The sequence below is a fragment of the Aeromonas sp. QDB25 genome (assembly GCF_027707725.1).
GTDB lineage: Bacteria > Pseudomonadota > Gammaproteobacteria > Enterobacterales > Aeromonadaceae > Aeromonas > Aeromonas caviae.
The window spans coordinates 1-22998 of sequence record NZ_JAPCIZ010000053.1 but is presented as its reverse complement, the minus strand read 5'-3'; the positions used below and the strand labels follow the sequence as shown (position 1 = coordinate 22998).

Sequence of the window (22998 nt, the reverse complement as noted above, 5' to 3'; positions counted from 1 at the left end):
ATAAAAAGAGCCGCAATGCGGCTCTTTTTTCATTTCCGGCGACGGCTTATTCCACAGTCACGGATTTGGCCAGGTTGCGCGGCTGATCCACGTCGGTGCCCTTGATGAGGGCCACGTGGTAGGAGAGCAACTGCAACGGCACGGTATAGACGATGGGCGCGATCATCTCTTCCACGTGGTTCAGGCTCATCACCCGCATGGTCTCGTCGCTCTTGAAACCGGCGTCCGCATCGGCGAACACATAGAGGATACCACCACGGGCACGCACCTCTTCCACGTTGGACTTCAGCTTCTCCAGCAGATCGTTGTTCGGCGCCACGACGATGATGGGCATCTCGGCATCGATCAGCGCCAGAGGGCCATGCTTCAACTCACCGGCGGCATAGGCCTCGGCGTGGATGTAGGAGATCTCCTTGAGTTTGAGCGCCCCTTCCATGGCGATGGGGTACTGGCTGCCACGACCGAGAAACAGGCTATGGTGCTTGTCGGCAAACTCTTCGGCCAGAGTCTCGATCTGCTTGGCCAGGGCCAGGCTCTCCTTGATACGCACAGGCAGGGCTTGCAGCGCCTTGACCAGTTCGGCCTCGGCGGCGGCGCTCAGGTTGCCACGGCAGTGACCGACGGAGGCCACCAGCATCAGCAGACCGGCCAGCTGGGTGGTGAACGCCTTGGTAGACGCCACCCCGATCTCGGCACCAGCCCGGGTCATGAAGGCCAGGTCGGATTCGCGCACCAGGGAGGAGCCCGGTACGTTGCAGATGGCCAGGGAGCTCATGTAACCAGACTCCTTGGCCAACCGCAGGGCGGCCAGGGTATCGGCGGTCTCGCCGCTCTGGGAAAGAGTCACCAGCAGGCTGTTGGGGCGTACCACCGACTTGCGGTAGCGGAATTCGGAGGCGATCTCCACGTCGCAGGAGACGCCAGCGATCTCTTCAAACCAGTAGCGGGCCACCATGCCGGAGTTGTAGGAGGTGCCGCAGGCGACGATCTGGACGTGCTCGACCTTGTCGAAAATGGCGCGGGCGCCGTTGCCGAAGGACTCGACCACCACGTGATCACTGCCCAGGCGGCCTTCCAGGGTGTTGGTGATGGCCTTGGGCTGCTCGTAGATCTCCTTGAGCATGTAGTGTCGGTATTCGCCCTTGTCACCGGCATCGTGGGAGAGCTCGGACTCCAGCTCCTCGCGTACCACGGCATGGCCGTCGGTATCGAAGATATGCACGTCGCGGCGGGTCACTTCGGCCACATCGCCCTCTTCTAGGAAGATGAAGCGGCGGGTCACCGGCAGCAGGGCCATCTGGTCGGAGGCGATGAAGTTCTCGCCGATGCCGCGGCCGATCACCAGGGGGGAGCCGGAGCGGGCCACCACCACGCGGCTGTCGTCACGGCTGTCCATCACCACGGTGCCGTAGGCGCCGCGCAGCTGCTTCACCGCTACCTGCATGGCCGCCAGCAGGCTGGGGGCGGATTTCAGCTCGTGGTGCACCAGGTGGGCAATCACTTCGGTGTCGGTGTCGGAGCTGAACACATAGCCCAGCGCCTTCAACTCTTCCCGCAGCTCTTCGTGGTTCTCGATGATGCCGTTGTGCACCACCACGATATGCTCGGAGACGTGGGGGTGAGCATTGCGCTCGGACGGCTCGCCATGGGTAGCCCAGCGGGTGTGGGCAATGCCGGTACCACCGTGGACGGACTGCTCTTCCAGTGCCTTGGCCAGTTCGGCCACCTTTCCGAGGCGACGCACCCGCTGCAGCGGCTGGTTGGCGCTGAACACGGCAACACCGGCCGAATCGTAGCCACGGTATTCCAGACGGCGCAGGCCCTCTACCAGGATTTCAGCCACATCACGTTGGGCGACGGCCCCGACGATGCCACACATACACTTCTCCTTGAAACGTAAGACGTTAATTCGGTTGGATAATGGTTTGTTCAAATCACACGGCCACGGGGGCGCAAATCAGCGTGATCCCCCTGGCCTGAATCTGTTCTCTGGCCGCATTGCTCAGCCCCTCGTCGGTCACCAGGGTATGGATGCCGGACCATGGCAGCTCGAGATTGGGGATTTTTCGGCCGATCTTCTCCGACTCCACCATGACGATGACCTCCCGCGACACTTCGGCCATGACCCGGGAGAGGCCCACCAGCTCGTTGAAGGTGGTGGTGCCCCGCTCCGGGTCGATGCCATCGGCACCGATGAAGAGCTGGTCGAAGTCATAGGAGCGCAGCACCTGCTCCGCCACCTTCCCCTGGAAAGATTCGGAGTGGGGATCCCAGGTCCCGCCAGTCATCAGCAGGGTGGGTTCGTTTTCCAGCTCGCGCAGGGCACCGGCCACATTGAGGGAGTTGGTCATGACAATGAGGCCGCGCTTGTTGCCCAGCATGGGGATCATGGCGCTGGTGGTGCTGCCGCTGTCGATGATGACGCGGTTGTGATCGCGGATCCGCTCGGCGGCGGCGCGGGCAATGGCAAGCTTTCGATTCGAAACTTGTTCCGGGTTGCTGTCCACCACCATCTCGCTGGGGAGGGGAACGGCACCGCCGTAGCGACGCAGCAACAGGCCACCGGTCTCCAGCACCGCCAGATCTTTGCGGATGGTCACCTCGGAAGTGGCGAAGTGTTTGGCCAGGGCATCGACGCTGACTTCCCCCTGCTCCTGCACCAGACTCACTATGGTGTGACGGCGCTGCTGTGTGTTGCGTTTGGTCATTTATAAGTTTCGATTCGAAAGAATGACGAAATATTAATGCCTTTTCGGGAAAAATCAAACGGCAAATAGGATCCGATTTGGTTCGATGCCAGAATGGGGCAGCTGATTTGCGACGAGGATGCCATGCAAAAACGACTCATCTGGCTGGTGGAAGATGAAGCCAGCATTGCCGATACCCTGATCTATGCCCTGCAGACCGATGGTTTCGAGGTGGAGTGGTTCCCCCTCGGTCAGCCGTTGCTGGCGCGACTGGAACAGACGCGACCGGATTTTTTGATCCTGGATGTGGGGCTGCCGGACATCAGCGGTTTCGAACTGTGCAAGCGGGTGCGGGCACTGACCGATATTCCCCTGATGTTTCTCACCGCTCGCAGCGAGGAGATAGACAGGCTGATCGGGCTGGAGATAGGGGCAGACGACTATGTGGCCAAACCCTTCTCGCCTCGTGAGGTGTGTGCCCGGGTGCGGGTCATCCTGCGCCGCAGCCAGCCCGCCCCCTCCCAGCCGATACAGCCACTCGCCCTGGACGAGGAGCGGGCACGAATCTGCTTCCTGGGCCAGCCCCTGACGCTCACCCGCTATGAGTACCTGCTGCTCAAGACCCTGATGCTGGCGCCGGGTCGGGTCTACTCCCGCCAGCAGCTGATGGACCTGGTGTGGCAGGATGCGGAAGAGAGTCTGGATCGCACCGTCGACACCCACATCAAGACCCTGAGAGCCAAGCTGCGGGAGCGGGATCCTGACGCCAACCTGATCCTGACCCACCGCGGGCTGGGCTACAGTCTGGAGCTGGCATGAACTCAGGGTGGCCGGGCATCGGCAGGGGGATGAGATGAGAATCGGATTGCAACTGCTGTGCGGCCTGGTGCTGATCTTCGCCCTGGCCGCCTGGTTCGTGCTGGAGATCTTCGTCGAGGAGATCAAGCCCGGGGTACGCAGCGCCACCGAAGATACCCTGGTGGACATGGCGCAGATGCTGGCCCCCCTGGCCCTGGACGACATGCAGGAAGGAAAGATGGCGAATGGCCGGCTGGCCAGCGCCTTCGCCCGCCTCAACCAGAGTCCCATCAATGCCCTCATCGATGGCCACCTCAAGCAGCAGGCGGAGTACCGCATCTATGTGACCGACGCAAAAGGCAGGGTGGTCTACGACTCGGACGGGGTGGATCTGGGCAAGGACTACTCGCGCTGGAACGACGTCTACCTGACCCTGCGTGGCGAATATGGCGCCCGCAGCACCCGCACCGATCCCGACGATGCTGCCAGCTCGACCATGTATGTGGCAGCTCCGCTGCGGGAAGGGGTCGAGATCATCGGCTCCCTCACCGTCGCCAAGCCCAACAGCACCCTGCAGCCCATGATAGAGCGCAGCGAACACCAGTTGCTGAAAGGGGCGGCCCTGCTGCTGTTCATCTCGCTGCTCATCGGCGCCTTGCTGGTGTGGTGGCTCAACCGCGCCATCGGCAAGCTGGTGCACTATGCGGATGCAATCAGCCAGGGTCAGCCCGCCAGCCTGCCGCGCCTCTACAGCCCCGAACTGGACAGGCTAGGCCACTCCCTGGAGACCATGCGCCGCCAACTGGACGGCAAGGCCTATATCGAGGCCTATGTCCACAGCCTGACCCACGAGCTCAAAAGCCCGCTGGCGGCCATTCGCGGGGCGGGGGAGATCCTGGCCGAGGCGCCGCCGCCGGACATCGCAAAGCGCTTTATCGGCAACATCAATCTGGAGACGGCCCGCATGCAGCAGCTGATCGAGCGCATGCTGCAACTCGCCCGCCTCGAATCAGGGCAGGGGCTGGACAGACAATCCGTCGAGCCGGCCCGGCTGGGCAGACGGGTGCTCGACGCCCGCCAGATCCAGGCCCAGCACCGCCAGATCTCCCTGCACGCCGAGCTGGGGGAAGGTCAGAAGCAGAAGTGGGATCCCCTGCTGGTGGAGCAGGCCCTTGGCAACCTGCTGGACAACGCCCTCGATTTCGCCCCCGTCGGCAGTACCCTGGTGCTGAGCGGCGCCATGGAGGAAGGGGGGTATTGCTTCCGGGTGCGGGATCAGGGGCCAGGCATTCCCGACTTTGCGCTGCCCAGGATTTTCGAGCGTTTCTACTCCCTGCCAAGGCCAGACAAGGGAAAAAGCAGCGGCCTCGGGCTCAGTTTTGCCATGGAGGTGGCACGCCAGCATGGCGGCCATCTTGCTCTTGCCAATCAGCCGGACGGGGGGGTGCTGGCCACACTCTGGCTGCCCGGCAACTGAGGACACTTCACACCAAGCACACAGAGCCGGGCTAAGCTGCACCTCCTCGATGACGACCTTCCCCGTCGATGCGCATTCATATTAATCAAGGAGATAGATATGCCCCGTATGCTGTTGTCCGGTCTGCTTGCTGCTGGCCTCTTCTGTGCACTGCCTGCCAGCGCCGCTTCTGGCTGCATGCTGTTTGCCGACGGCACCGGCAAACCCGTCAGCACCCAGGGGGACTGTGCCGCCCAGTTGACCCCGGCCTCCACCTTCAAGATCCCGCTGGCACTGATGGGCTATGACAGCGGCTTCCTGGTGGATGAACAACTGCCTGCCCTGCCGTTCAAGGCCGGTGATCCTGATTTCCTGCCGGAGTGGAAACAGACCACCACCCCGAGCAGCTGGATGCAATTCTCGGTCATCTGGTACTCGCAGCGCCTCACCGAGTGGCTGGGAGAGGCTCGCTTCCAGCACTACGTGGACAGCTTCGACTACGGCAACCGGGATCTCGAAGGCAACCCGGGCAAGCACGACGGTCTGACCCAGGCCTGGCTCAGCGCCAGCCTCGCCATCAGCCCCCAGGAGCAAGCCCGCTTCCTTGGCAAGATGGTGAGCGGCAAGCTGCCGGTCTCCGCCAAGACCCTGCGCCATACCGCCAACCTGATGCGTCAGCCCGACATCGACGGTTGGCAGATCCACGGCAAGACCGGCATGGGTTACCCCAAGCTGCTGGATGGCAGCTTGGACAGGGAGCAGCAGATCGGCTGGTTCGTCGGCTGGGCCAGCAAACAGGACAAGACGCTCATCTTCGTCCACACCGTCATCCAGACGCCGGGCAAGCAGTTCGCTTCCCTCAGGGCCAGGGAGGAGGTGTTCGCCGCCCTGCCGGCCCGGTTGAAGATACTCTGATGCCAGCAACACCGGCGCCTGGCGCCGGTTTTTTTATCCCCCTTCACCACTACTTCACACTGCCCCATCCTCCCTTCACGCGACCCCGGCACACTCCCGTTCAACAACAAGGAGACGTGTCATGGTCAAACAGATTTTCACCCACAAGATCGCCCTGCTGCTGTTGCTCTGCCTGCTGATGATGATCCCGGTTCACGCCATCATGGAGCTGAATCGGGAGCGCCAGGCCTATCGCAGTCAGGCCATTCACAGCATCATGGCCAGCCACAGCGGGCCCCAGCGCCTGATGGGGCCCGTACTGGTACAACCCTATACCCGGGCCGTCACCGTCGAGCAGGATGGCAAACATTTCGTGCGCAAGGAGCAGGTCTATCGCTACCTGCTGCCCAAGAGGCTGGACGTGCGGGCCAGCATGGAGGTGACCCCGCGCAAGCTCGGCATCTATCAGGCCCAGATTTATCACAGTCGCCTCTCTCTCTCCGGCCTGATGCCCACCAGCCTGGCTGACAAGGGGCTGGTGGCCGGCAACCCGAACCTGAGCTTCGACCCGGCGGATCCCGCCATGGTGCCGGGCAAACCCTATCTCAGCCTGATCCTCTCCGATGCCCGGGGCATCAGCCGCGTACCCGAACTGCAATGGGGGGAGCAACGCATCCCGTTTGCCCCTGGTGCCCTGCTGGGGGACGGGCGAGTGGGGATCCATGCCCCGCTCAACGCCTTGCCAGACGAAGATGGCCGCTTTCACATCGAGCTGGATCTGCAGGGCATGAATGCGCTGGAAGTGGTGCCGCTCGGACAGGACAGCCGGTTTCACCTAAGTGGCAACTGGCCCCATCCCAATTTTCTCGGCGACTTTCTGCCCGGTGAACGCACTCTTGCGGATCAAGGGTTCGAGGCAAGCTGGCAGACCAGCTGGTTCGCCACCGACATGGAGAGCCGCTTCAACCGCATGATGAAGGGAGCCGGTACCAAACTGCCGTCATTCAGCGTCAGCCTGGTGCAACCGGTGGATCACTATCAGCTGAACGAGCGGGCCGCCAAATATGCCCTGCTGTTCATCGGCCTTACCTTCATCAGCTTCTTCATGTTCGAGCTGCTCAAGGGGCTGCGGGTACACCCCATCCAGTACGCGCTGGTGGGCATGGGGCTGGCCATCTTCTATCTGGTGCTGCTGGCGCTGACCGAGCATCTCGGCTTTGCCTGGGCCTATCTCATTGCCGCCCTGGCCAGTGTGGCCCTCAACGGCTTCTACCTGAGCCATGTGCTGGGCGGCCCAAAACAGGGCATGGGATTCGCCGCCCTGCTGGGGCTGGTCTACGCCATCCTGTTCGGGCTGCTGCAGGCCGAGGAGACAGCCCTGTTGCTCGGCGCCCTGCTGCTGTTCGCCACCCTGGCGCTGGTCATGGGGCTGACTCGCAAGCTCGACTGGTATCAGGTGATGGAGAACAGTCCCTCCGCCACCGCATGGGCGGCCCCCCAGCCATCGACCAGTGACACCAGCCATCAGCCATAAGCAAAAAAACCGGCGCCCTCGGGCGCCGGTTTGCATTTCATTGATCGGGCATCACTTCTTCTTGACCGGACGGGGCCAGTTCGGAATGTGGCGCTGGGGCACCCGGGTGATCACCAGCTCGTTTTCCGCCACATCCTTGGTGATGGTGGAACCCGCCCCCAGGGTCGCCCCCTTGCCGATCCGCACCGGCGCCACCAGCTGGGTATCGGAGCCGACGAAAACGTCGTCCTCGATGATGGTCTGGAACTTGTTCACCCCATCGTAATTGCAGGTGATGGTGCCAGCACCGATGTTCACCTTGGCGCCGACGTCCGCATCCCCCAGATAGGTCAGATGACCGCACTTCGAGCCCACCCCCAGCCGGGCCTTCTTCATCTCGACGAAGTTGCCGACATGGGCATCCTGCTCCAGCACGGCACCCGGGCGCAGGCGGGTAAAGGGCCCGACCGAGCACTGGTCGGCAATTTGCGCACCTTCGATGACGGAGTAGGGTTTCACCTCGGTGTGGTCGCCGATGACGCAATCCTTCAATACGCTGCCGGCACCGATGCGCACGTGATTACCCAGCACCACCTTGCCTTCGATGATGACGTTGACGTCGATCACCACCTCCTCCCCGATTTCCAGGGTGCCGCGCAGATCGAAACGGGCCGGATCGATCAGGGTGGCGCCGGCGATCATCAGCTTCTCGGCCTGCATCTGCTGGTAGCTGCGCTCAAGCGCAGCCAGCTGCACCCGGTTGTTGGCCCCTTCCACTTCCATGGCGCTGTCAGGGTGGACGGCGGCGATGGCACAACCATCCCCATGGGCCATGGCGATGACGTCGGTCAGATAGAACTCGCCCTGGGCATTCTTGTTGTCCAGGCGGGAGAGCCAGCTACGCAGCTGACCACCGTTGGCCACCAGCACGCCGGTGTTCACTTCGCGGATGGCGAGCTGCTCGACGTTGGCATCCTTCTGCTCGACAATGCCGACCACCTGACCATGTTCCCGCACGATGCGGCCATAGCCAGTCGGGTTGTCCAGTACCACGGTCAGCAGCGCCATGCCATCGTCGGTCTTGGCGGCCAGCAACCGTTGCAGGGTCTCGGGCTGGATCAGCGGGGTATCGCCGTAGAGCACCAGCACGTCGTCTTCGTCATGCCAGAACGGAATGGCCTGGGCGACGGCATGGCCGGTCCCCAGTTGCTGGGCCTGCAGCACCCAGTTCAGGTCGGATGCCTGGATCCGCTCCTTCAGCAGTTCGGCGCCGTGGCCATAGACCAGGTGCAGCTGTTCGGCACCGATCTGGCGGGCGGTCTCGATCACATGGGAGACCATGGGCTTGCTGGCAACGGGGTGCAGCACCTTGGGCAGGGAGGAACGCATGCGGGTGCCTTTGCCCGCTGCCAGGATCACGACGTTGAGAGACATAGCTAGCCTTTGAAACAGGTGGAAATGCTGGGCGGAGTCTATCCAACGGGCAAAAAAAAAGCGACCCGAAGGTCGCTTTTTGCATCACCGTGATTAACGGTAATTCTTTTTGACGATATCGATAACCCGCAACTGGGCCATCGCTTTGGCCAGCTCGGCAGACGCCTGAGCATAGTCGATATCACCATGGGAGCTGTTGATCCGCTCTTCGGCACGACGTTTGGCTTCCTGGGCTTTCGCCTCATCCAGATCGTCGGCGCGAATGGCAGTATCGGCCAGCACGGTCACGGCTTCGGGTTGTACTTCCAGCATGCCGCCGGAGATGTACAGCACCTCTTCGCTACCATTTTGCTTGATCAAGCGGACCAGGCCCGGCTTGATGGCAGTCAGCAACGGAGCATGACCGTGGCGGAGACCCAGCTCACCTTCGGAGCCTGATACCTGGGCAGATTGCACGCGACCGGAAAACAGTTTTCCTTCGGCGCTCACCACATCCAGGTGAAAGGAGATCATCTCAGCCATGGGCCCTCCTATCGAGGCTTACAGTTTCTTGGACTTCTCGACGACTTCGTCGATGCCGCCAACCATGTAGAACGCCTGCTCCGGCAGATCGTCATACTCGCCCTTCAGGATGCCCTGGAAGCCACGGATGGTTTCCTTCAGCGGCACGTATTTGCCCGGAGAACCGGTAAATACTTCGGCCACGAAGAACGGCTGGGACAGGAAACGCTCAATCTTACGGGCACGGGCTACGGTCAGTTTGTCTTCTTCTGACAGTTCATCCATACCCAGGATGGCGATGATGTCCTTCAGCTCCTTGTAGCGCTGCAGTACGGTCTGAACGCCACGAGCGGTCTCGTAGTGCTCCTTGCCAACCACCAGCGGATCCAGCTGACGGGAGGTGGAGTCCAGCGGGTCAACGGCCGGGTAGATACCCAGAGCCGCGATCTGACGGGACAGAACGACGGTCGCATCCAGGTGGGCGAAGGTGGTTGCCGGAGACGGGTCGGTCAAGTCATCCGCAGGCACGTAAACGGCCTGTACGGAGGTGATGGAACCAGTCTTGGTGGAGGTGATGCGCTCTTGCAGAACACCCATCTCCTCGGCCAGGGTCGGCTGGTAACCTACTGCGGAGGGCATACGGCCCAGCAGTGCGGATACTTCGGTACCGGCCAGGGTGTAACGGTAGATGTTGTCCACGAAGAACAGCACGTCACGACCTTCGTCACGGAACTTCTCGGCCATGGTCAGGCCGGTCAGCGCCACGCGCAGACGGTTTCCGGGCGGCTCGTTCATCTGACCGTAAACCAGAGATACTTTGTCCAGTACGTTGGACTCCATCATCTCGTGGTAGAAGTCGTTACCCTCACGGGTACGCTCACCTACACCGGCGAACACGGAGTAACCGCTGTGCTCGATCGCGATGTTACGGATCAGCTCCATCATGTTGACGGTCTTGCCTACACCGGCGCCGCCGAACAGACCAACCTTACCACCCTTGGCGAACGGACATACCAGGTCGATAACCTTGATGCCGGTCTCCAGCAGCTCGGTGCTGTTGGACTGATCTTCGTAGCTGGGGGCTTCGCGGTGGATGGACCAACGCTCTTCTTCGCCGATCGGACCCTTCTCGTCGATGGGGTCGCCCAGTACGTTCATGATACGGCCCAGGGTCGAGGTACCGACCGGTACCTGGATGGCCTTGCCGCTGTTAACTACTTCCAACCCACGACGCAGACCGTCGGAGGAACCCATGGTGATGCAACGCACGACGCCGCCGCCGATCTGTTGCTGAACTTCCAGTACCAGACCCTGGCCTTGGCCTTCGCTGACAACCTTCAGTGCATCGTACACCTGGGGCACGGCATTCTGCGGGAACTCGATGTCCACCACAGCGCCGATGATTTGGACGATGAAACCGTTACTCATGTCAAATCCTCTAAACCTTTGATAACCCTTGCCTTACACCGCAGCAGCACCGGAAACGATCTCTGTGAGCTCCTGGGTAATACTGGCCTGACGGGCCTTGTTGTATACCAGTTGCAGATCGTTAATCAGGTTGCCGGCGTTGTCAGTCGCGGCTTGCATGGCAACCATTCGGGCTGCCTGTTCACTTGCCAAGTTTTCTACCACACCCTGGTAGACCTGGGATTCGACGTAGCGAATCAGCAGGGTATCCAGCAGTTGCTTGGGATCCGGCTCATAGAGGTAGTCCCAGTGGTGCTTCTTGGCGAGCTTGCTGTCTTCTGTTACGGGCAAAGGCAGCAGTTGATCGACTTTTGGTTGCTGAACCATGGTGTTGACGAACTTGTTGTACACCAGATACAGCCTGTCAATCTCACCGTTGTCGTAAGCCTTCAGCATGACCTTCACTGAACCGATCAGGTCATTGACGCTCGGGTTGTCACCCAGTCCGGAGACGTGGGCTTTCACCTTGGCGCCGTGCCGTTCAAAGAAGTTGGAGGCCTTGTTACCGATCAATGCCAGGTCAACCTTGGCACCTTTCGCGCTCCATTGCTTCATATCATTGAGGGCAGCCTTGAACAGGTTGATGTTCAGACCACCACACAGGCCACGGTCGGTGGAGACGACGATGTAACCCACTCGCTTCACCTCACGTTCGATGAGGTAGGGGTGCTTGTATTCCAAGTTCCCCTGAGCGATATGGCCGATCACCTTGCGCATGGTTTCAGCGTACGGACGGCTGGCAGACATGCGTTCCTGCGCACGGCGCATCTTGCTCGCTGCCACCATTTCCATAGCGCTGGTGATCTTCTGAGTGTTCTTCACACTCCCGATCTTGTTACGTATCTCTTTTGCGCCGGCCATCTCTTCTCTCCATCAGGTGGCAGCTTGCGCTGCCACACACGCTTACCAGGTCTGGGTTGCCTTGAAGTCATCCAGCAACGCAGTCAGCTTGCCAACGATCGCGTCGTTGTAGTCGGCCTTGGCATTGATTTCAGCCATCAGCTCGGCATGCTGGGTATTGGCGTAAGAGAGCAGAGCGGCTTCGAAGTCGACGATCTTGCTCAGTTCGACATCGGCGAGATAACCCTTCTCGGCGGCGAACAGCACCAGGGACTGCTGGGCCACGCTCATCGGAGAGTACTGCTTCTGCTTCATCAGCTCGGTGACTTTCTGACCGTGATCCAGCTGCTTGCGAGTAGCATCGTCCAGGTCGGAAGAGAACTGGGCAAATGCCGCCAGTTCGCGGTACTGGGCCAGCGCGGTACGGATACCACCGGACAGCTTCTTGACAATCTTGGTCTGAGCAGCACCGCCCACACGGGATACGGAGATACCCGGGTCAACCGCCGGACGAATACCGGAGTTGAACAGCTGGGAGGTCAGGAAGATCTGGCCGTCGGTGATGGAGATCACGTTGGTCGGAACGAACGCGGAGACGTCACCGGCCTGGGTTTCGATGATCGGCAGGGCGGTCAGGGAACCGGTCTGGCCTTTCACGGCACCATTGGTGAACTTCTCTACGTACTCGGCGTTGACGCGAGCAGCACGCTCCAGCAGACGGGAGTGCAGATAGAAGACGTCACCCGGGTAAGCTTCACGTCCAGGCGGACGGCGCAGCAGCAGGGAGATCTGGCGATAGGCAACGGCCTGCTTGGACAGGTCATCATAGATGATCAGTGCGTCTTCGCCGCGGTCACGGAAGTACTCGCCCATGGAGCAACCGGCGTAGGGAGCCAGGTACTGCAGAGCAGCCGCTTCGGAGGCAGAAGCCACGACCACGATGGTGTTGGCCAGGGCGCCGTGCTCTTCCAGCTTGCGCACCACGTTGGCGATGGTGGAGGCCTTCTGGCCGATCGCAACGTAGACGCACTTAATGCCGGAATCTTTCTGGTTGATGATGGTGTCGATGGCGATGGCGGTCTTACCAACCTGGCGGTCACCGATGATCAGCTCACGCTGGCCACGACCGATAGGGATCATGGCATCGATGGCTTTCAGACCGGTCTGGACTGGCTGGTCAACAGACTTACGCTCGATAACGCCCGGGGCGATCACTTCGATCGGCGAGAAGCCGTCGTTGTCTACCGGACCCTTACCGTCGATCGGCTGACCCAGGGTGTTGACCACCCGGCCCAACAGACCACGACCGACCGGCACTTCCAGAATGCGGCCGGTACCCTTTACCTTCATCCCTTCGGCCAGATCGGCATAGGGACCCATTACTACGGCACCAACGGAGTCACGCTCCAGGTTCAATGCCAGAGCGAAGCGGTTGCCCGGCAGCTCGATCATCTCACCCTGCATGGCATCGGCCAGACCGTGGATACGAATGATACCGTCGCTTACAGAAACGATGGTACCTTCGTTACGCGCTTCGCTTTTGACATCAAACTGCGCAATGCGCTGCTTGATCAGCTCGGCGATTTCAGTGGAATTCAGTTGCATGCTCTAATACCCCAATCAAGATTGCAGCGCATCGGCCATGCGATCCAGCTTACCGCGGACCGTGCCGTCGATAACGAGATCACCGGCCTTGATGAGCACCCCGGCCATCAAGGACGCATCTGTGCTGCAATTCAGCTTCACTTTGCGCGCGAGACGTTGTTCCAGAGAAGCCTGAATATTGGCTTTCTGCTGGTCGGTCAGTTCGATCGCCGAAATCACGTCAGCCTGAACTTCTTTGTCCAGTTCAGCCTTGAGCGCGACGAATTCGGCAACGACCGCCGGCAGCACACCCAAGCGACCATTCTCGGCCATCACCCGGATCAGGTTCTGACCGTGCTCGTTGAGCTGCTCACCGCAGACACCGACAAACAGCTTTGCCAGTTCTTCGGCAGCAACGGAGCCGTTTACCAGGCTGTGCATGGTCTCGTTTTCTGCCACCTGAGCGGCGAAATCGAGCATCTCCAGCCATTGGTCAACCGCCTTGTGCTCAACGGCAAACTCGAAAGCAGCCTTGGCGTAGGGGCGAGCGATTGTAGTCAGTTCAGACATAGCCCCGTTCCCGTTACAGTTCTGCTACCAGTTTGTCGACGATGTCGCTGTTGGCAGCCTGGTCGATTTGGCGTGCCAGGATCTTCTCTGCACCCGCGATGGCAAGAGCAGCAACCTGCTTGCGCAGTTCTTCTTTGGCACGATGACGTTCAGCTTCGATCTCTGCACGGCCCTGAGCCAGGATTTTCTCCCGCTCAGCTTGGGCTCCGACAGCGGCCTCATCAATGATCTGGGCCTTGCGTTTGTTGGCCTGATCGATGATTTCAGCAGCCTGAAGCTTGGCTTCTTTCAGCTGATCGGTGGCGTTGGCCTTGGCCAGCTCCAGATCTTTCTTGGCACGCTCTGCAGAAGAGAGGCCGTCAGCGATTTCTTTCTGACGGGCTTCGATGGCAGCCATCAGCGGCGGCCATACGTACTTCATGCAAAACACTACGAAGATGAAAAAAGCAACTGCTTGGCCGAGGAGGGTGGCGTTGATATTCACAGCCGATGTCCTCTTTAGTTAGTTAATGGGTTCTGCGTGAGTCGTAATGACTTAGGCAACCGCAAACATCACATACAGACCCAGACCAACGGCGATCATCGGGATCGCATCCACCAGACCCATCACGATGAAGAACTGGGTACGCAGAACAGGGATCAGGTCAGGTTGACGGGCTGCACCTTCCAGGAACTTGCCACCCAGGATACCGATACCGATGGAGGCGCCGATAGCCGCCAGACCCATCATCATTGCAGCAGCGATGTACAGCAGGTCCATGTTCAAGTTTTCCATGAGGATCTCCATTTATTTAGATGTAATTGATTGTATAAAAAGGATTATTTGAGTTGCATCAACCATGGTCTTCCTGCGCCATCGACAGATAGACGATGGTCAGAACCATGAAGATAAACGCCTGCAAAGTGATGATCAGGATGTGGAAGATTGCCCAAGGCACGGACAGGATCCACTGTGACCACCAGGGTAACAAACCCGCAATCAGGATGAAGATCAGTTCGCCAGCATACATGTTGCCGAACAGTCGCAGACCCAATGAAACAGGCTTGGAAATCAACGTGACGGTTTCAAGGATGAAGTTAACCGGGATGGCAGCAGGGTGGTTGAAAGGCTGAAGCGTCAGCTCCTTCACGAACCCGCTGATACCCTTGACCTTGATGCTGTAGTACAGGATCAAGAAGAACACGCCCAAAGCCATGGACATGGTGATGTTAACGTCAGCAGAGGGAACCACACGCAGATAGGGAACACCCATCAACTGTGCAGCGTGAGGGATAAAGTCAACGGGGATCAGGTCCATGAAGTTCATCAGGAAGATCCACACGAACACCGTCAGGGCCAAAGGTGCGATGACCTTGTTACGACCATGAAAGATGTCCTTGACGTTACCATTCACAAACTCGACCAGCATCTCCACAAAGCACTGCAGCTTACCGGGCACACCGCTGGTGGCCTTGACGGCAACCTTGCGGAACAACCAGATAAACAGGGCGCCTAGCACGACGGAAAATATCATGGAATCGATATTCACCGTCCAGAACCCGGACCCTACCTGCAGGTGGGTCAGGTGGTGGGAGATATATCCCTGAGGAGTCAGGACTTCTCCGGTTGCAGACATGAGTTTTCCTAATAGTGGTTGTTAAGCGTGAATGAAACTATCCACTGTACAACGAGGGCGAGGATATAAGTGGCGAAGAACGAGGCGGTGTCGACCTCAATCCCGGCGCCAAACAGCAGGGCGAAAAGTCCTGTTGTAGTAATGAGCTTAATCCCTGCCCCACCATAAAAGTCCCGCAAAACCAGGCCTACGCTCTCTTTCGTCACCTTGCGGCGCAGAACCCAGAGCGTGAACAGGGCTTGAGGAACCCAGTACATCCCCCCTCCGTAGAGAGAGGATTGTCCGGCGAACTCTCCCGCCTGATAAAACCAGACGGTGGCGATCGCCAGGATCAGGACCAGCTGACAAACGAGCATAGCCAAGGCCAGCGTCAAACCTTCCAAGGCTATTTTCTGCTTCACCAACCTACCCCTGAACATTACAGAACTGTAAAAAATCGGGATCCGAAGACCCCAGGTTCACAGCTCGAAAAGCCGGTCAAATTATACCCGTGAAGACGGCTATTGCAACATGGCAAAAATCCTTAATTTTTGCGGCTTTCCGCGCGAAATTAAGGTTATGTTCATATCGAAAGTAATGGATGTTTTATTACTACAAAAAGCGTAAAAATCACGATTCTGACAGGCCAAAATAGCCCAATACCCGGTCCAAATCTGCCAAGTTATCGTAACTTATTACTAACTTGCCGCTATCTTTCTTGCCCGGCTGAAGTTGCACCTGATTGCCAATTTTTTCAGAAATCTGGCGCTCGAGATAACCAAACTGCGGATCGCGGACGGGTTCAACCCTGGTTTTTGCCGGTTCCAGTGCTTTTTGCACCAGCTTCTCGGTATCTCGCACTGTCAGCCCCTTCTGGGCCACCAGTTTGGCCAGCTCTGACTGGGCCTGGCCGCTCAGGGCCAGCAGGGCACGGGCATGCCCCATGTCGAGGTCGCCGTGTTCCACGAAGCGCTTCACGTCCTCGTTGAGCTGGTTGAGACGCAACAGGTTGGTGACCGTGGTGCGGGACTTGCCCACCGCCTCGGCAACCTGCTGGTGGGTCAGTTCGAACTCCGTCAGCAGGCGCTGGAGGGCGACGGCCTCCTCGATGGCGTTGAGATCTTCACGCTGGATGTTCTCTATGAGTGCGATGGCGACGGCCGCCTCGTCGGCGACATCCTTGACCAGGCAGGGCACCACTTCGAGACGGGCCAGCTGGGAGGCGCGCCAGCGGCGTTCACCAGCAATGATTTCGAAACGGTTTTCACCGATGGAGCGAACCACGATGGGCTGGATCACCCCTTGTGCACGGATGGAGTTGGCCAGCTCCTCCAGCGCATCCTGGGACATATCCTTGCGCGGTTGGTATTTGCCGGACTGCAGCCACTCCACCGGCAGCTTGCGCAATTCCCCCTGATTGGTCGGGGCCATGGCCTGTTCGGTGCGCTGGTCGCTCATCACCTGTTTCTGGCGGGCGGCCGTGCTGGTGCTGAGCAGGGCGTCCAGCCCCTTGCCCAGCCCACGTTTCTTCGGCGTCATATGCTCTCTCGATCTGCGGTGAGCGGCTGGGACTCCTGTTCCTGGCGGCGCAGGATCTCGCCAGCCAGGGCCAGATAGGCCTTGGCCCCCACCGATGATTTGTCATAGTGCATGGCTGGCGCGCCAAAGCTCGGCGCCTCCGCCAGTCTTACGTTGCGGGGAATGATGGTGCGATAGACCTTGTCCCCGAAATGCTGTTTCAGCTGATCGGACACATCATTGGCCAGCCGGTTGCGATGATCGAACATGGTGCGCAGCACCCCTTCGATCTTCAGCTCCGGATTGACCACGGCTGCCAGCTTGCTGATGGTGTCCACCAGGGCGGTCAGCCCTTCCAGCGCATAGTATTCGCACTGCATGGGCACCAGCACGGAGTCGGCGGCGGCCATGGCGTTCACCGTCAGCATGTTGAGAGAAGGCGGGCAGTCGATGAAGACGTAGTCGTACTTGTCCCTGACCGAGGCCAGGGCGTTGCGCAGGCGGATCTCGCGGGCAAAAAACTCCATAAGGCGGATTTCTGCCGCGGTCACGTCGGCATTGGCGGCAATCAGGTGATAGCCTCCCGAGGTTTCGGGGATGATCACCTCGCCGATGGGGGCATCTTCAATCAGCAGTTCATAGGCGGTGCGCTCGACATCGTACTTGTCGACGCCACTGCCCATGGTGGCATTGCCCTGCGGATCCAGATCGATCACCAGCACCTTGCGCCGGGTAGCGGCCATGGAGGCGGCCAGATTCACACAGGTGGTGGTTTTACCCACTCCACCCTTCTGGTTGGCTATGGCAATGACTTTTCCCACACTGTCCCCTAAATGAATGCGGCGGCCCTATTCGGGCTGGATGGCTTTAAACTCCAGCAGATGGCGTTCGCCTTCCAGTTCCGGCACCACCAGCTTGTGGGTGGCAACCAGACGAATGCTGTCAGGCAACTGTGCCAGCTCCTGCTCGGGGTATTGTCCCTTGAGCGCCAGGAAGCTGCCCTCGGGTGACGGCAGATGATGACACCAGCTCAGCATGTCCTCCAGGGAGGCGAAAGCCCGGCTCAGTACACCATCAAATCCGGTCTCGGGTTGATACTCCTCCACCCGGGATTTGACGGGGGTCACATTGGTCAACCCCAACTCCAGGATCACCTGGCGGATGAAGTTGATCCGCTTGCCCAGGCTGTCAAGCAGCACGAACTGTTTGTCCGGATTGATGATGGCCAGCGGCAGTCCGGGCAGACCCGGACCCGTTCCCACATCGATGAAGCATTCACCGTGCAGGTGAGGACTCACCACCAGGCTGTCGAGGATATGCTTGACCAGCATGGCGTCCGGATCTCGCACCGAGGTGAGATTGTAAGCCTTGTTCCACTTGTGCAGCAACTCGACCAACTGCACCAACTGGGTCTTCTGGGTTTCGGTGATAACAATTCCGGCCTGCATGAGCAGGCCGTTCAATCTTTGCAGCATGTTGTCCAACGGGGAATTCCTCAGGCGGTTTTACGCAGCAGGCCGTGTTTCTTCAGGTGCACCAGCAAGATGGAGATGGCGGCAGGGGTGATGCCGGAGATGCGGGACGCCTGACCAATGGTCTCTGGCTTGGCATCGTTGAGCTTGGCGATCACCTCGTTGGAGAGACCGTTCACGTCGCGGTAGTTCATGTCCAGCGGCAGCAGGGTGTTTTCGTTGCGCAGCTGTTTCTCCACCTCGTCGTGCTGACGCTCGATATAACCGGCGTACTTGATCTGGATCTCCACCTGATCCGCGGCAGCCGCATCGGTCAATGCAGGCCCCACACCCTCGATGGCCATCAGGGCATCGTAGGTCACCTCGGGGCGACGCAGCAGCTCTTCCAGGCTCTGCTCCCGGGTCAGGGGAGTGTTGACCAGGGCGTTGACGGCCTCCAGAGACGGATGCTGCGGGTGGATCCAGGTCGAGCGCATGCGCTGACGTTCCTGCTCCACCTGTTCCACCTTGGCATTGAACAGGCTCCAGCGATGATCATCCACCAGACCCAGCTCGCGGCCGATGGCGGTCAGGCGCAGATCCGCATTGTCTTCCCGCAGCAGCAGGCGATATTCGGCACGGCTGGTGAACATGCGATAGGGTTCGCGGGTCCCCAGTGTGGAGAGATCGTCCATCATCACGCCCATGTAGGCCTGATCCCGGCGTGGGTGCCAGGCTTCCTTGCCCTGGGCGCGCAAGCCCGCGTTCAGACCGGCCATCAGGCCCTGGGCAGCGGCCTCTTCATAGCCGGTGGTGCCGTTGATCTGGCCGGCGAAGAAGAGGTTCTCGATGCACTTGCTCTCCATGTTGGCCTTGAGATCCCGCGGATCGAAGAAATCGTACTCGATGGCGTAGCCAGGGCGAGTGATATGGGCATTCTCGAAGCCACGGATCGAGCGGACGATCTGCACCTGCACGTCGAACGGCAGGCTGGTGGAGATCCCGTTCGGGTAGAGCTCGTGGGTGGTCAGGCCTTCCGGTTCCACAAAGATCTGGTGCGCCGTCTTGTCGGCAAAGCGGGTGATCTTGTCCTCGATCGACGGACAGTAGCGCGGGCCTATCCCCTCGATCACCCCGGCGTACATGGGGCTGCGATCCAGGTTGTTGCGGATCACCTCGTGGGTCTGCTCATTGGTATGGGTCACGTAGCAAGGCATCTGGCGCGGATGCTGGCTGGCGTTGCCAATGAAGGAGAAGACCGGGCGAGGATCGTCACCATGTTGCTGCTGCATCACGGAAAAATCGACGGTGCGTGCATCGATGCGTGGTGGCGTGCCCGTTTTGAGGCGATCGATGCGCAGCGGCATTTCACGCAGGCGCTGGGCGAGGGCAATTGAGGGAGGATCCCCGGCGCGGCCCCCTTTGTAGTTCTCCATGCCGATGTGGATCAGACCATTGAGGAAGGTGCCAACGGTCAGTACGACCGTCTTGCCGCTGATGCGGATCCCGCTCTGGGTAACGACCCCGGCGACGCGATCCCCGTCCATGACCAGATCGTCGCAGGCCTGCTGGAAGATCTTCAGGTTCGGGTAGTTCTCCAGGGTCTGACGCACCACAGCCTTGTACAGCAGGCGATCCGCCTGGGCACGAGTAGCCCGCACCGCAGGGCCCTTGGAAGAGTTGAGCGTGCGGAACTGGATCCCGCCGAGATCGATGGCCTGCGCCATGATCCCGCCAAGGGCGTCGACTTCCTTGACCAGGTGTCCCTTGCCGATCCCGCCGATCGCCGGATTGCAGGACATATGCCCCAGCGTATCTATGTTGTGGGTGAGCAACAGGGTATTGAGACCCATGCGGGCTGCCGCTGTTGCTGCTTCGGTTCCTGCATGACCGCCACCGACGACGATCACATCAAATTGTTCATGGTATTGCATTGGGGATCACCTTGATCTGCACGCCTGAAGATCTTTGTTTGCCTGGTCTGAAGGGCGGATCATTCTATCTGTTTAGCATCCGGAGGGGAACGTCTACTTCAGGATCAGTATGGATCAGGGATCGGTTAAATAGATCTTAAGGATCTTTAGATCGATCTTTTATTGGATCTTTTATTAGGATCCGCGACTTCTGTTGATAAGGCATTTTTGATCATAAAGATCATTCGGTTAAGGTCGATCGCTGCTTGTGGAAAAGCTTGGATCCAGAGGGGGCGAGCGGGGGGATAACATGGGTTTTTATGCACAGACACATGGTCGGTAAGATCTAATACATGAATAACTATAGGTTTTGCAGAGCTTAGCACCTAAGTTATACACAATTATCCGAGCTCATGTGGGGAGCTCTCGGGAAAAACTTATCCGGATCCCTCTGTTAATAACCTGGTGGATAGGGATCTGGGGATAACCAGGGAGATCGGGGGTCGTGACCGGATCTCCCTGGCCCTGATCAGCCGATCAAGGTCATCCAGTCGTGGATCCAGGTTTCTGCGGCATCTTCGGGGATCTCGTGCTGGGTCACGTCTATTTCCAGGAGATCCCCCAGTCGGCTGGCACCGCACCCGGCCAGCAGCCGATCCAGCGTCTTGCCGCCCTGGCAGAAGGTGTCATAACTGCGATCCCCCAGGGCGATCACTCCGTACTTGAAGGCGGCGAGATCCGGCTGCTGCTCGGCAAGATCCCGGGCAAAGGGCTGCAGATTGTCGGGTACATCCCCCGCACCATGGGTGGAAGTGACCACCAACACGATGGCTTCTGGCTCGGTCAGGATCCTGGCCAGGCTGGCGGGGTTGTGGATCTCCGCCTGGTGGCCCGCCTGTTCAAGCAGGCCGACCACATGATCTGCGACATATTCGGAGGCCCCCAGCATGGAGCCGACGACGAGGTTGAGTTTGGCCATGGAATGGATCCTGATGTCATCGAAAAAGTGAAGAGCGGGGATCTTACCGCCAAAGCATGTGGATAAATATGGATAAAGCTTGGGGATAAGGATCCTGTCCACTTTTTTGCAGCCAAAACCGGTCTCGTGGCCGTCATGCTGCCTTCTTTCCGCCTGTTGTGACCTCATCGCACCTTTCGTTGTCAAACGACACTTTAACATATCAATTAACAATGCAGATGCAAATGATTAGCAATTATTGAATCGATTCGATCACGGCACCTGTAGTAGCATGGCGCTGCTTTATTCGCCTGAGGCGCCGGGCTGACCGGTCCAATTGGGCACCCATAATAAGAAATCAAACATAACTTATTGATATTTGAGACACTTATATGATTGCGCAAAAAAATACCCCGAATGCCGTGATGCGAAAGAGAGGCGCACAGCTGCTGCCGCTCTCCTGTCTGCTGGCGTCCCTGCCCGTGTTGGCGGTGGAACAGGCGGATAAAGAGTTGCCCAAGGCGGGCGAAACCATGGTCGTGACCGGGACCGCCATGAAGGTCGAGGTCCCCATGGCAGAGACCCCCCGTGCCGTTTCCGTGGTCAATCGCGAAGAGCTGGACCAGCATGCCGTACTCAAGCTAGACGAGTCCCTGCGCTATCGCTCCGGCGTCCTGTCCCAGTCCTATGGTTCGGACACGGATGCGGACTGGTTCAAGGTGCGCGGCTTCGATGCGGCTTCTTACCTGGATGGCAACCGTCTTTTCAGCACCGGTTACTATGTCTGGACCCCGGAGCCCTTCGGCCTTGAGAGCGTGGAAGTGCTCAAAGGCCCGGCCTCCATTCTGTATGGCGAAGCCCCTCCCGGAGGCGTCATCAACGCCATCAGCAAGCGTCCGACCGCTACCCCGCAGGGACTGGTGAACCTGCAACTGGGCAACCGGGATCTGCGCCAGGTCGGGGTGGATGTCTCCGACACCCTTACCGACAACAGCCGTTATCGTCTGGTGGCGCTCTACAACGAGCGGGACGGCGTGCTGGATGGCACCTACAACGAGCGCGCCTATCTGGCGCCGAGCGTGACCCTGGATATTTCGGATCGCACCACGCTGACGCTGCTCTCCAGCTTCAAGCACGATGAAGGGGTGCCGACCAACGGCTTCTTCCCGGTTTACGGCACCCTCAATACCAGCGGTGGCCAGATCGATCCCTCCACCAACCTGAGCCAGCCGGATTACGACCGCAATCGCAATACCCAGATCTCCGCCGGGTACGAGCTGGCCCACCAGCTCAACCAGACCTGGGAGTTCAAGCAGAACGTTCGCTTCAACTACAACGATCTGCTGCTGCGCCAGACCTACATCTTCCCGACCTATGAAGGCACCACCGCCTACCGCGGCCTGGTCTACCGGGATGGGGATACCAAGAGCGCCACCATGGACAATCAGATGGTGGGCTACTGGAACACCGACAGCACGGAGCAGACCCTGCTGCTGGGGGTGGATCTGCAGCGCCATGTGAATGAAGGCCAGGAAGCCGACAACTATGGCATGGGCGCCATCAACACCATGAACCCGGATTACAGCGGTTTCCCCGGTTTTGATGAATCCACCGCGACCCACCAGAAGAGCACCAAGGGCCAGAGCGGCCTCTATGCCCAGCACCAGATCCGCTGGGATGATAGCTGGCTGCTGACCGCGGGCGGTCGTTCGCGAATTCAGATAATAACTGCAACACCCATGGTGCATAGGAGAGAAGAGGCCAACTGCCGGTTCTGGTACGCTTCTTCTCGCCAAAGAAACAAAGCGGAACACCATGA

22 protein-coding genes are annotated in these 22998 nt (G+C 59.4%); 5 read left to right on the top strand and 17 right to left on the bottom strand.

The window, feature by feature from the left end:
* Positions 1–46: 46 nt before the first annotated feature.
* Positions 47–1879, bottom strand: a complete 1833-nt coding sequence (glmS, locus tag PG883_RS16595; protein ID WP_042016118.1) for a glutamine--fructose-6-phosphate transaminase (isomerizing) — start codon at positions 1877–1879, stop codon at positions 47–49.
* Between the two features lie 55 nt (positions 1880–1934).
* Entirely contained in the window at positions 1935–2708 is a 774-nt protein-coding gene (locus PG883_RS16590) for a DeoR/GlpR family DNA-binding transcription regulator (RefSeq protein WP_103858082.1), read from the bottom strand.
* Between the two features lie 123 nt (positions 2709–2831).
* On the opposite strand from PG883_RS16590, the gene blrA reads away from it, so the two are divergent.
* From blrA to creD, 4 genes are all read left to right on the top strand, one after another.
* A complete protein-coding gene (blrA, locus tag PG883_RS16585) occupies positions 2832–3506 on the top strand; it encodes a beta-lactam response regulator transcription factor BlrA (RefSeq protein WP_010672254.1) in 675 nt (224 codons plus the stop codon).
* Positions 3507–3540: 34 nt separating this feature from the next.
* Entirely contained in the window at positions 3541–4962 is a 1422-nt protein-coding gene (gene blrB, locus PG883_RS16580; protein ID WP_270807405.1) for a beta-lactam sensor histidine kinase BlrB, read from the top strand.
* Positions 4963–5061: 99 nt separating this feature from the next.
* A complete protein-coding gene (gene blaOXA / locus PG883_RS16575; protein ID WP_041212061.1) occupies positions 5062–5856 on the top strand; it encodes a class D beta-lactamase in 795 nt (264 codons plus the stop codon).
* Between the two features lie 121 nt (positions 5857–5977).
* Complete coding sequence (gene creD / locus PG883_RS16570; protein WP_041212062.1) at positions 5978–7369, top strand: cell envelope integrity protein CreD; 1392 nt, start codon at positions 5978–5980, stop codon at positions 7367–7369.
* 51 nt (positions 7370–7420) lie between these two features.
* On the opposite strand, the gene glmU is transcribed toward creD, so the two are convergent.
* The 15 genes from glmU to mioC form a co-directional block, all read right to left on the bottom strand.
* A complete protein-coding gene (gene glmU, locus PG883_RS16565) occupies positions 7421–8782 on the bottom strand; it encodes a bifunctional UDP-N-acetylglucosamine diphosphorylase/glucosamine-1-phosphate N-acetyltransferase GlmU (protein ID WP_041212063.1) in 1362 nt (453 codons plus the stop codon).
* 93 nt (positions 8783–8875) lie between these two features.
* On the bottom strand, positions 8876–9304 hold the full coding sequence (locus PG883_RS16560) for a F0F1 ATP synthase subunit epsilon (RefSeq protein WP_010672259.1): 429 nt from the start codon (positions 9302–9304) through the stop codon (positions 8876–8878).
* A gap of 18 nt (positions 9305–9322) precedes the next feature.
* Complete coding sequence (gene atpD, locus PG883_RS16555) at positions 9323–10711, bottom strand: F0F1 ATP synthase subunit beta (RefSeq protein WP_010672260.1); 1389 nt, start codon at positions 10709–10711, stop codon at positions 9323–9325.
* Positions 10712–10744: 33 nt separating this feature from the next.
* Positions 10745–11611, bottom strand: a complete 867-nt coding sequence (atpG, locus tag PG883_RS16550) for a F0F1 ATP synthase subunit gamma (protein WP_010672261.1) — start codon at positions 11609–11611, stop codon at positions 10745–10747.
* A 42-nt stretch (positions 11612–11653) separates the two neighbouring features.
* Entirely contained in the window at positions 11654–13195 is a 1542-nt protein-coding gene (gene atpA / locus PG883_RS16545; RefSeq protein ID WP_010672262.1) for a F0F1 ATP synthase subunit alpha, read from the bottom strand.
* 15 nt (positions 13196–13210) lie between these two features.
* A complete protein-coding gene (gene atpH / locus PG883_RS16540) occupies positions 13211–13744 on the bottom strand; it encodes a F0F1 ATP synthase subunit delta (protein ID WP_010672263.1) in 534 nt (177 codons plus the stop codon).
* Between the two features lie 13 nt (positions 13745–13757).
* Positions 13758–14228, bottom strand: coding sequence for a F0F1 ATP synthase subunit B (gene atpF / locus PG883_RS16535; RefSeq protein ID WP_010672264.1), 471 nt, complete (start codon positions 14226–14228; stop codon positions 13758–13760).
* Between the two features lie 51 nt (positions 14229–14279).
* A complete protein-coding gene (gene atpE, locus PG883_RS16530) occupies positions 14280–14519 on the bottom strand; it encodes a F0F1 ATP synthase subunit C (protein ID WP_010672265.1) in 240 nt (79 codons plus the stop codon).
* A 58-nt stretch (positions 14520–14577) separates the two neighbouring features.
* Positions 14578–15360, bottom strand: coding sequence for a F0F1 ATP synthase subunit A (gene atpB, locus PG883_RS16525; protein ID WP_010672266.1), 783 nt, complete (start codon positions 15358–15360; stop codon positions 14578–14580).
* Between the two features lie 8 nt (positions 15361–15368).
* Positions 15369–15779: an ATP synthase subunit I gene (locus PG883_RS16520; protein ID WP_010672267.1), complete on the bottom strand. Its 411-nt coding sequence runs from the start codon at positions 15777–15779 to the stop codon at positions 15369–15371.
* Between the two features lie 190 nt (positions 15780–15969).
* A complete protein-coding gene (locus tag PG883_RS16515; protein WP_010672268.1) occupies positions 15970–16878 on the bottom strand; it encodes a ParB/RepB/Spo0J family partition protein in 909 nt (302 codons plus the stop codon).
* Positions 16875–17678: a ParA family protein gene (locus PG883_RS16510; RefSeq protein ID WP_029313362.1), complete on the bottom strand. Its 804-nt coding sequence runs from the start codon at positions 17676–17678 to the stop codon at positions 16875–16877. Before PG883_RS16510 ends, PG883_RS16515 begins: the two co-directional genes overlap by 4 nt.
* A 27-nt stretch (positions 17679–17705) precedes the next feature.
* The gene (gene rsmG, locus PG883_RS16505; RefSeq protein ID WP_041212337.1) at positions 17706–18332 is read right to left on the bottom strand and encodes a 16S rRNA (guanine(527)-N(7))-methyltransferase RsmG; all 627 of its coding nucleotides are present in this window, start codon (positions 18330–18332) and stop codon (positions 17706–17708) included.
* 20 nt (positions 18333–18352) lie between these two features.
* On the bottom strand, positions 18353–20242 hold the full coding sequence (gene mnmG / locus PG883_RS16500) for a tRNA uridine-5-carboxymethylaminomethyl(34) synthesis enzyme MnmG (protein ID WP_010672271.1): 1890 nt from the start codon (positions 20240–20242) through the stop codon (positions 18353–18355).
* Between the two features lie 508 nt (positions 20243–20750).
* Positions 20751–21200 (bottom strand): FMN-binding protein MioC, encoded by a 450-nt coding sequence (mioC, locus tag PG883_RS16495; RefSeq protein WP_039040628.1) that lies wholly within the window; start codon positions 21198–21200, stop codon positions 20751–20753.
* 371 nt (positions 21201–21571) lie between these two features.
* Between mioC and PG883_RS16490 the strand changes: the two genes are divergently transcribed.
* Positions 21572–22998: TonB-dependent siderophore receptor (locus PG883_RS16490; RefSeq protein ID WP_270807404.1), on the top strand; the 1427-nt coding region annotated here is incomplete at its 3' end.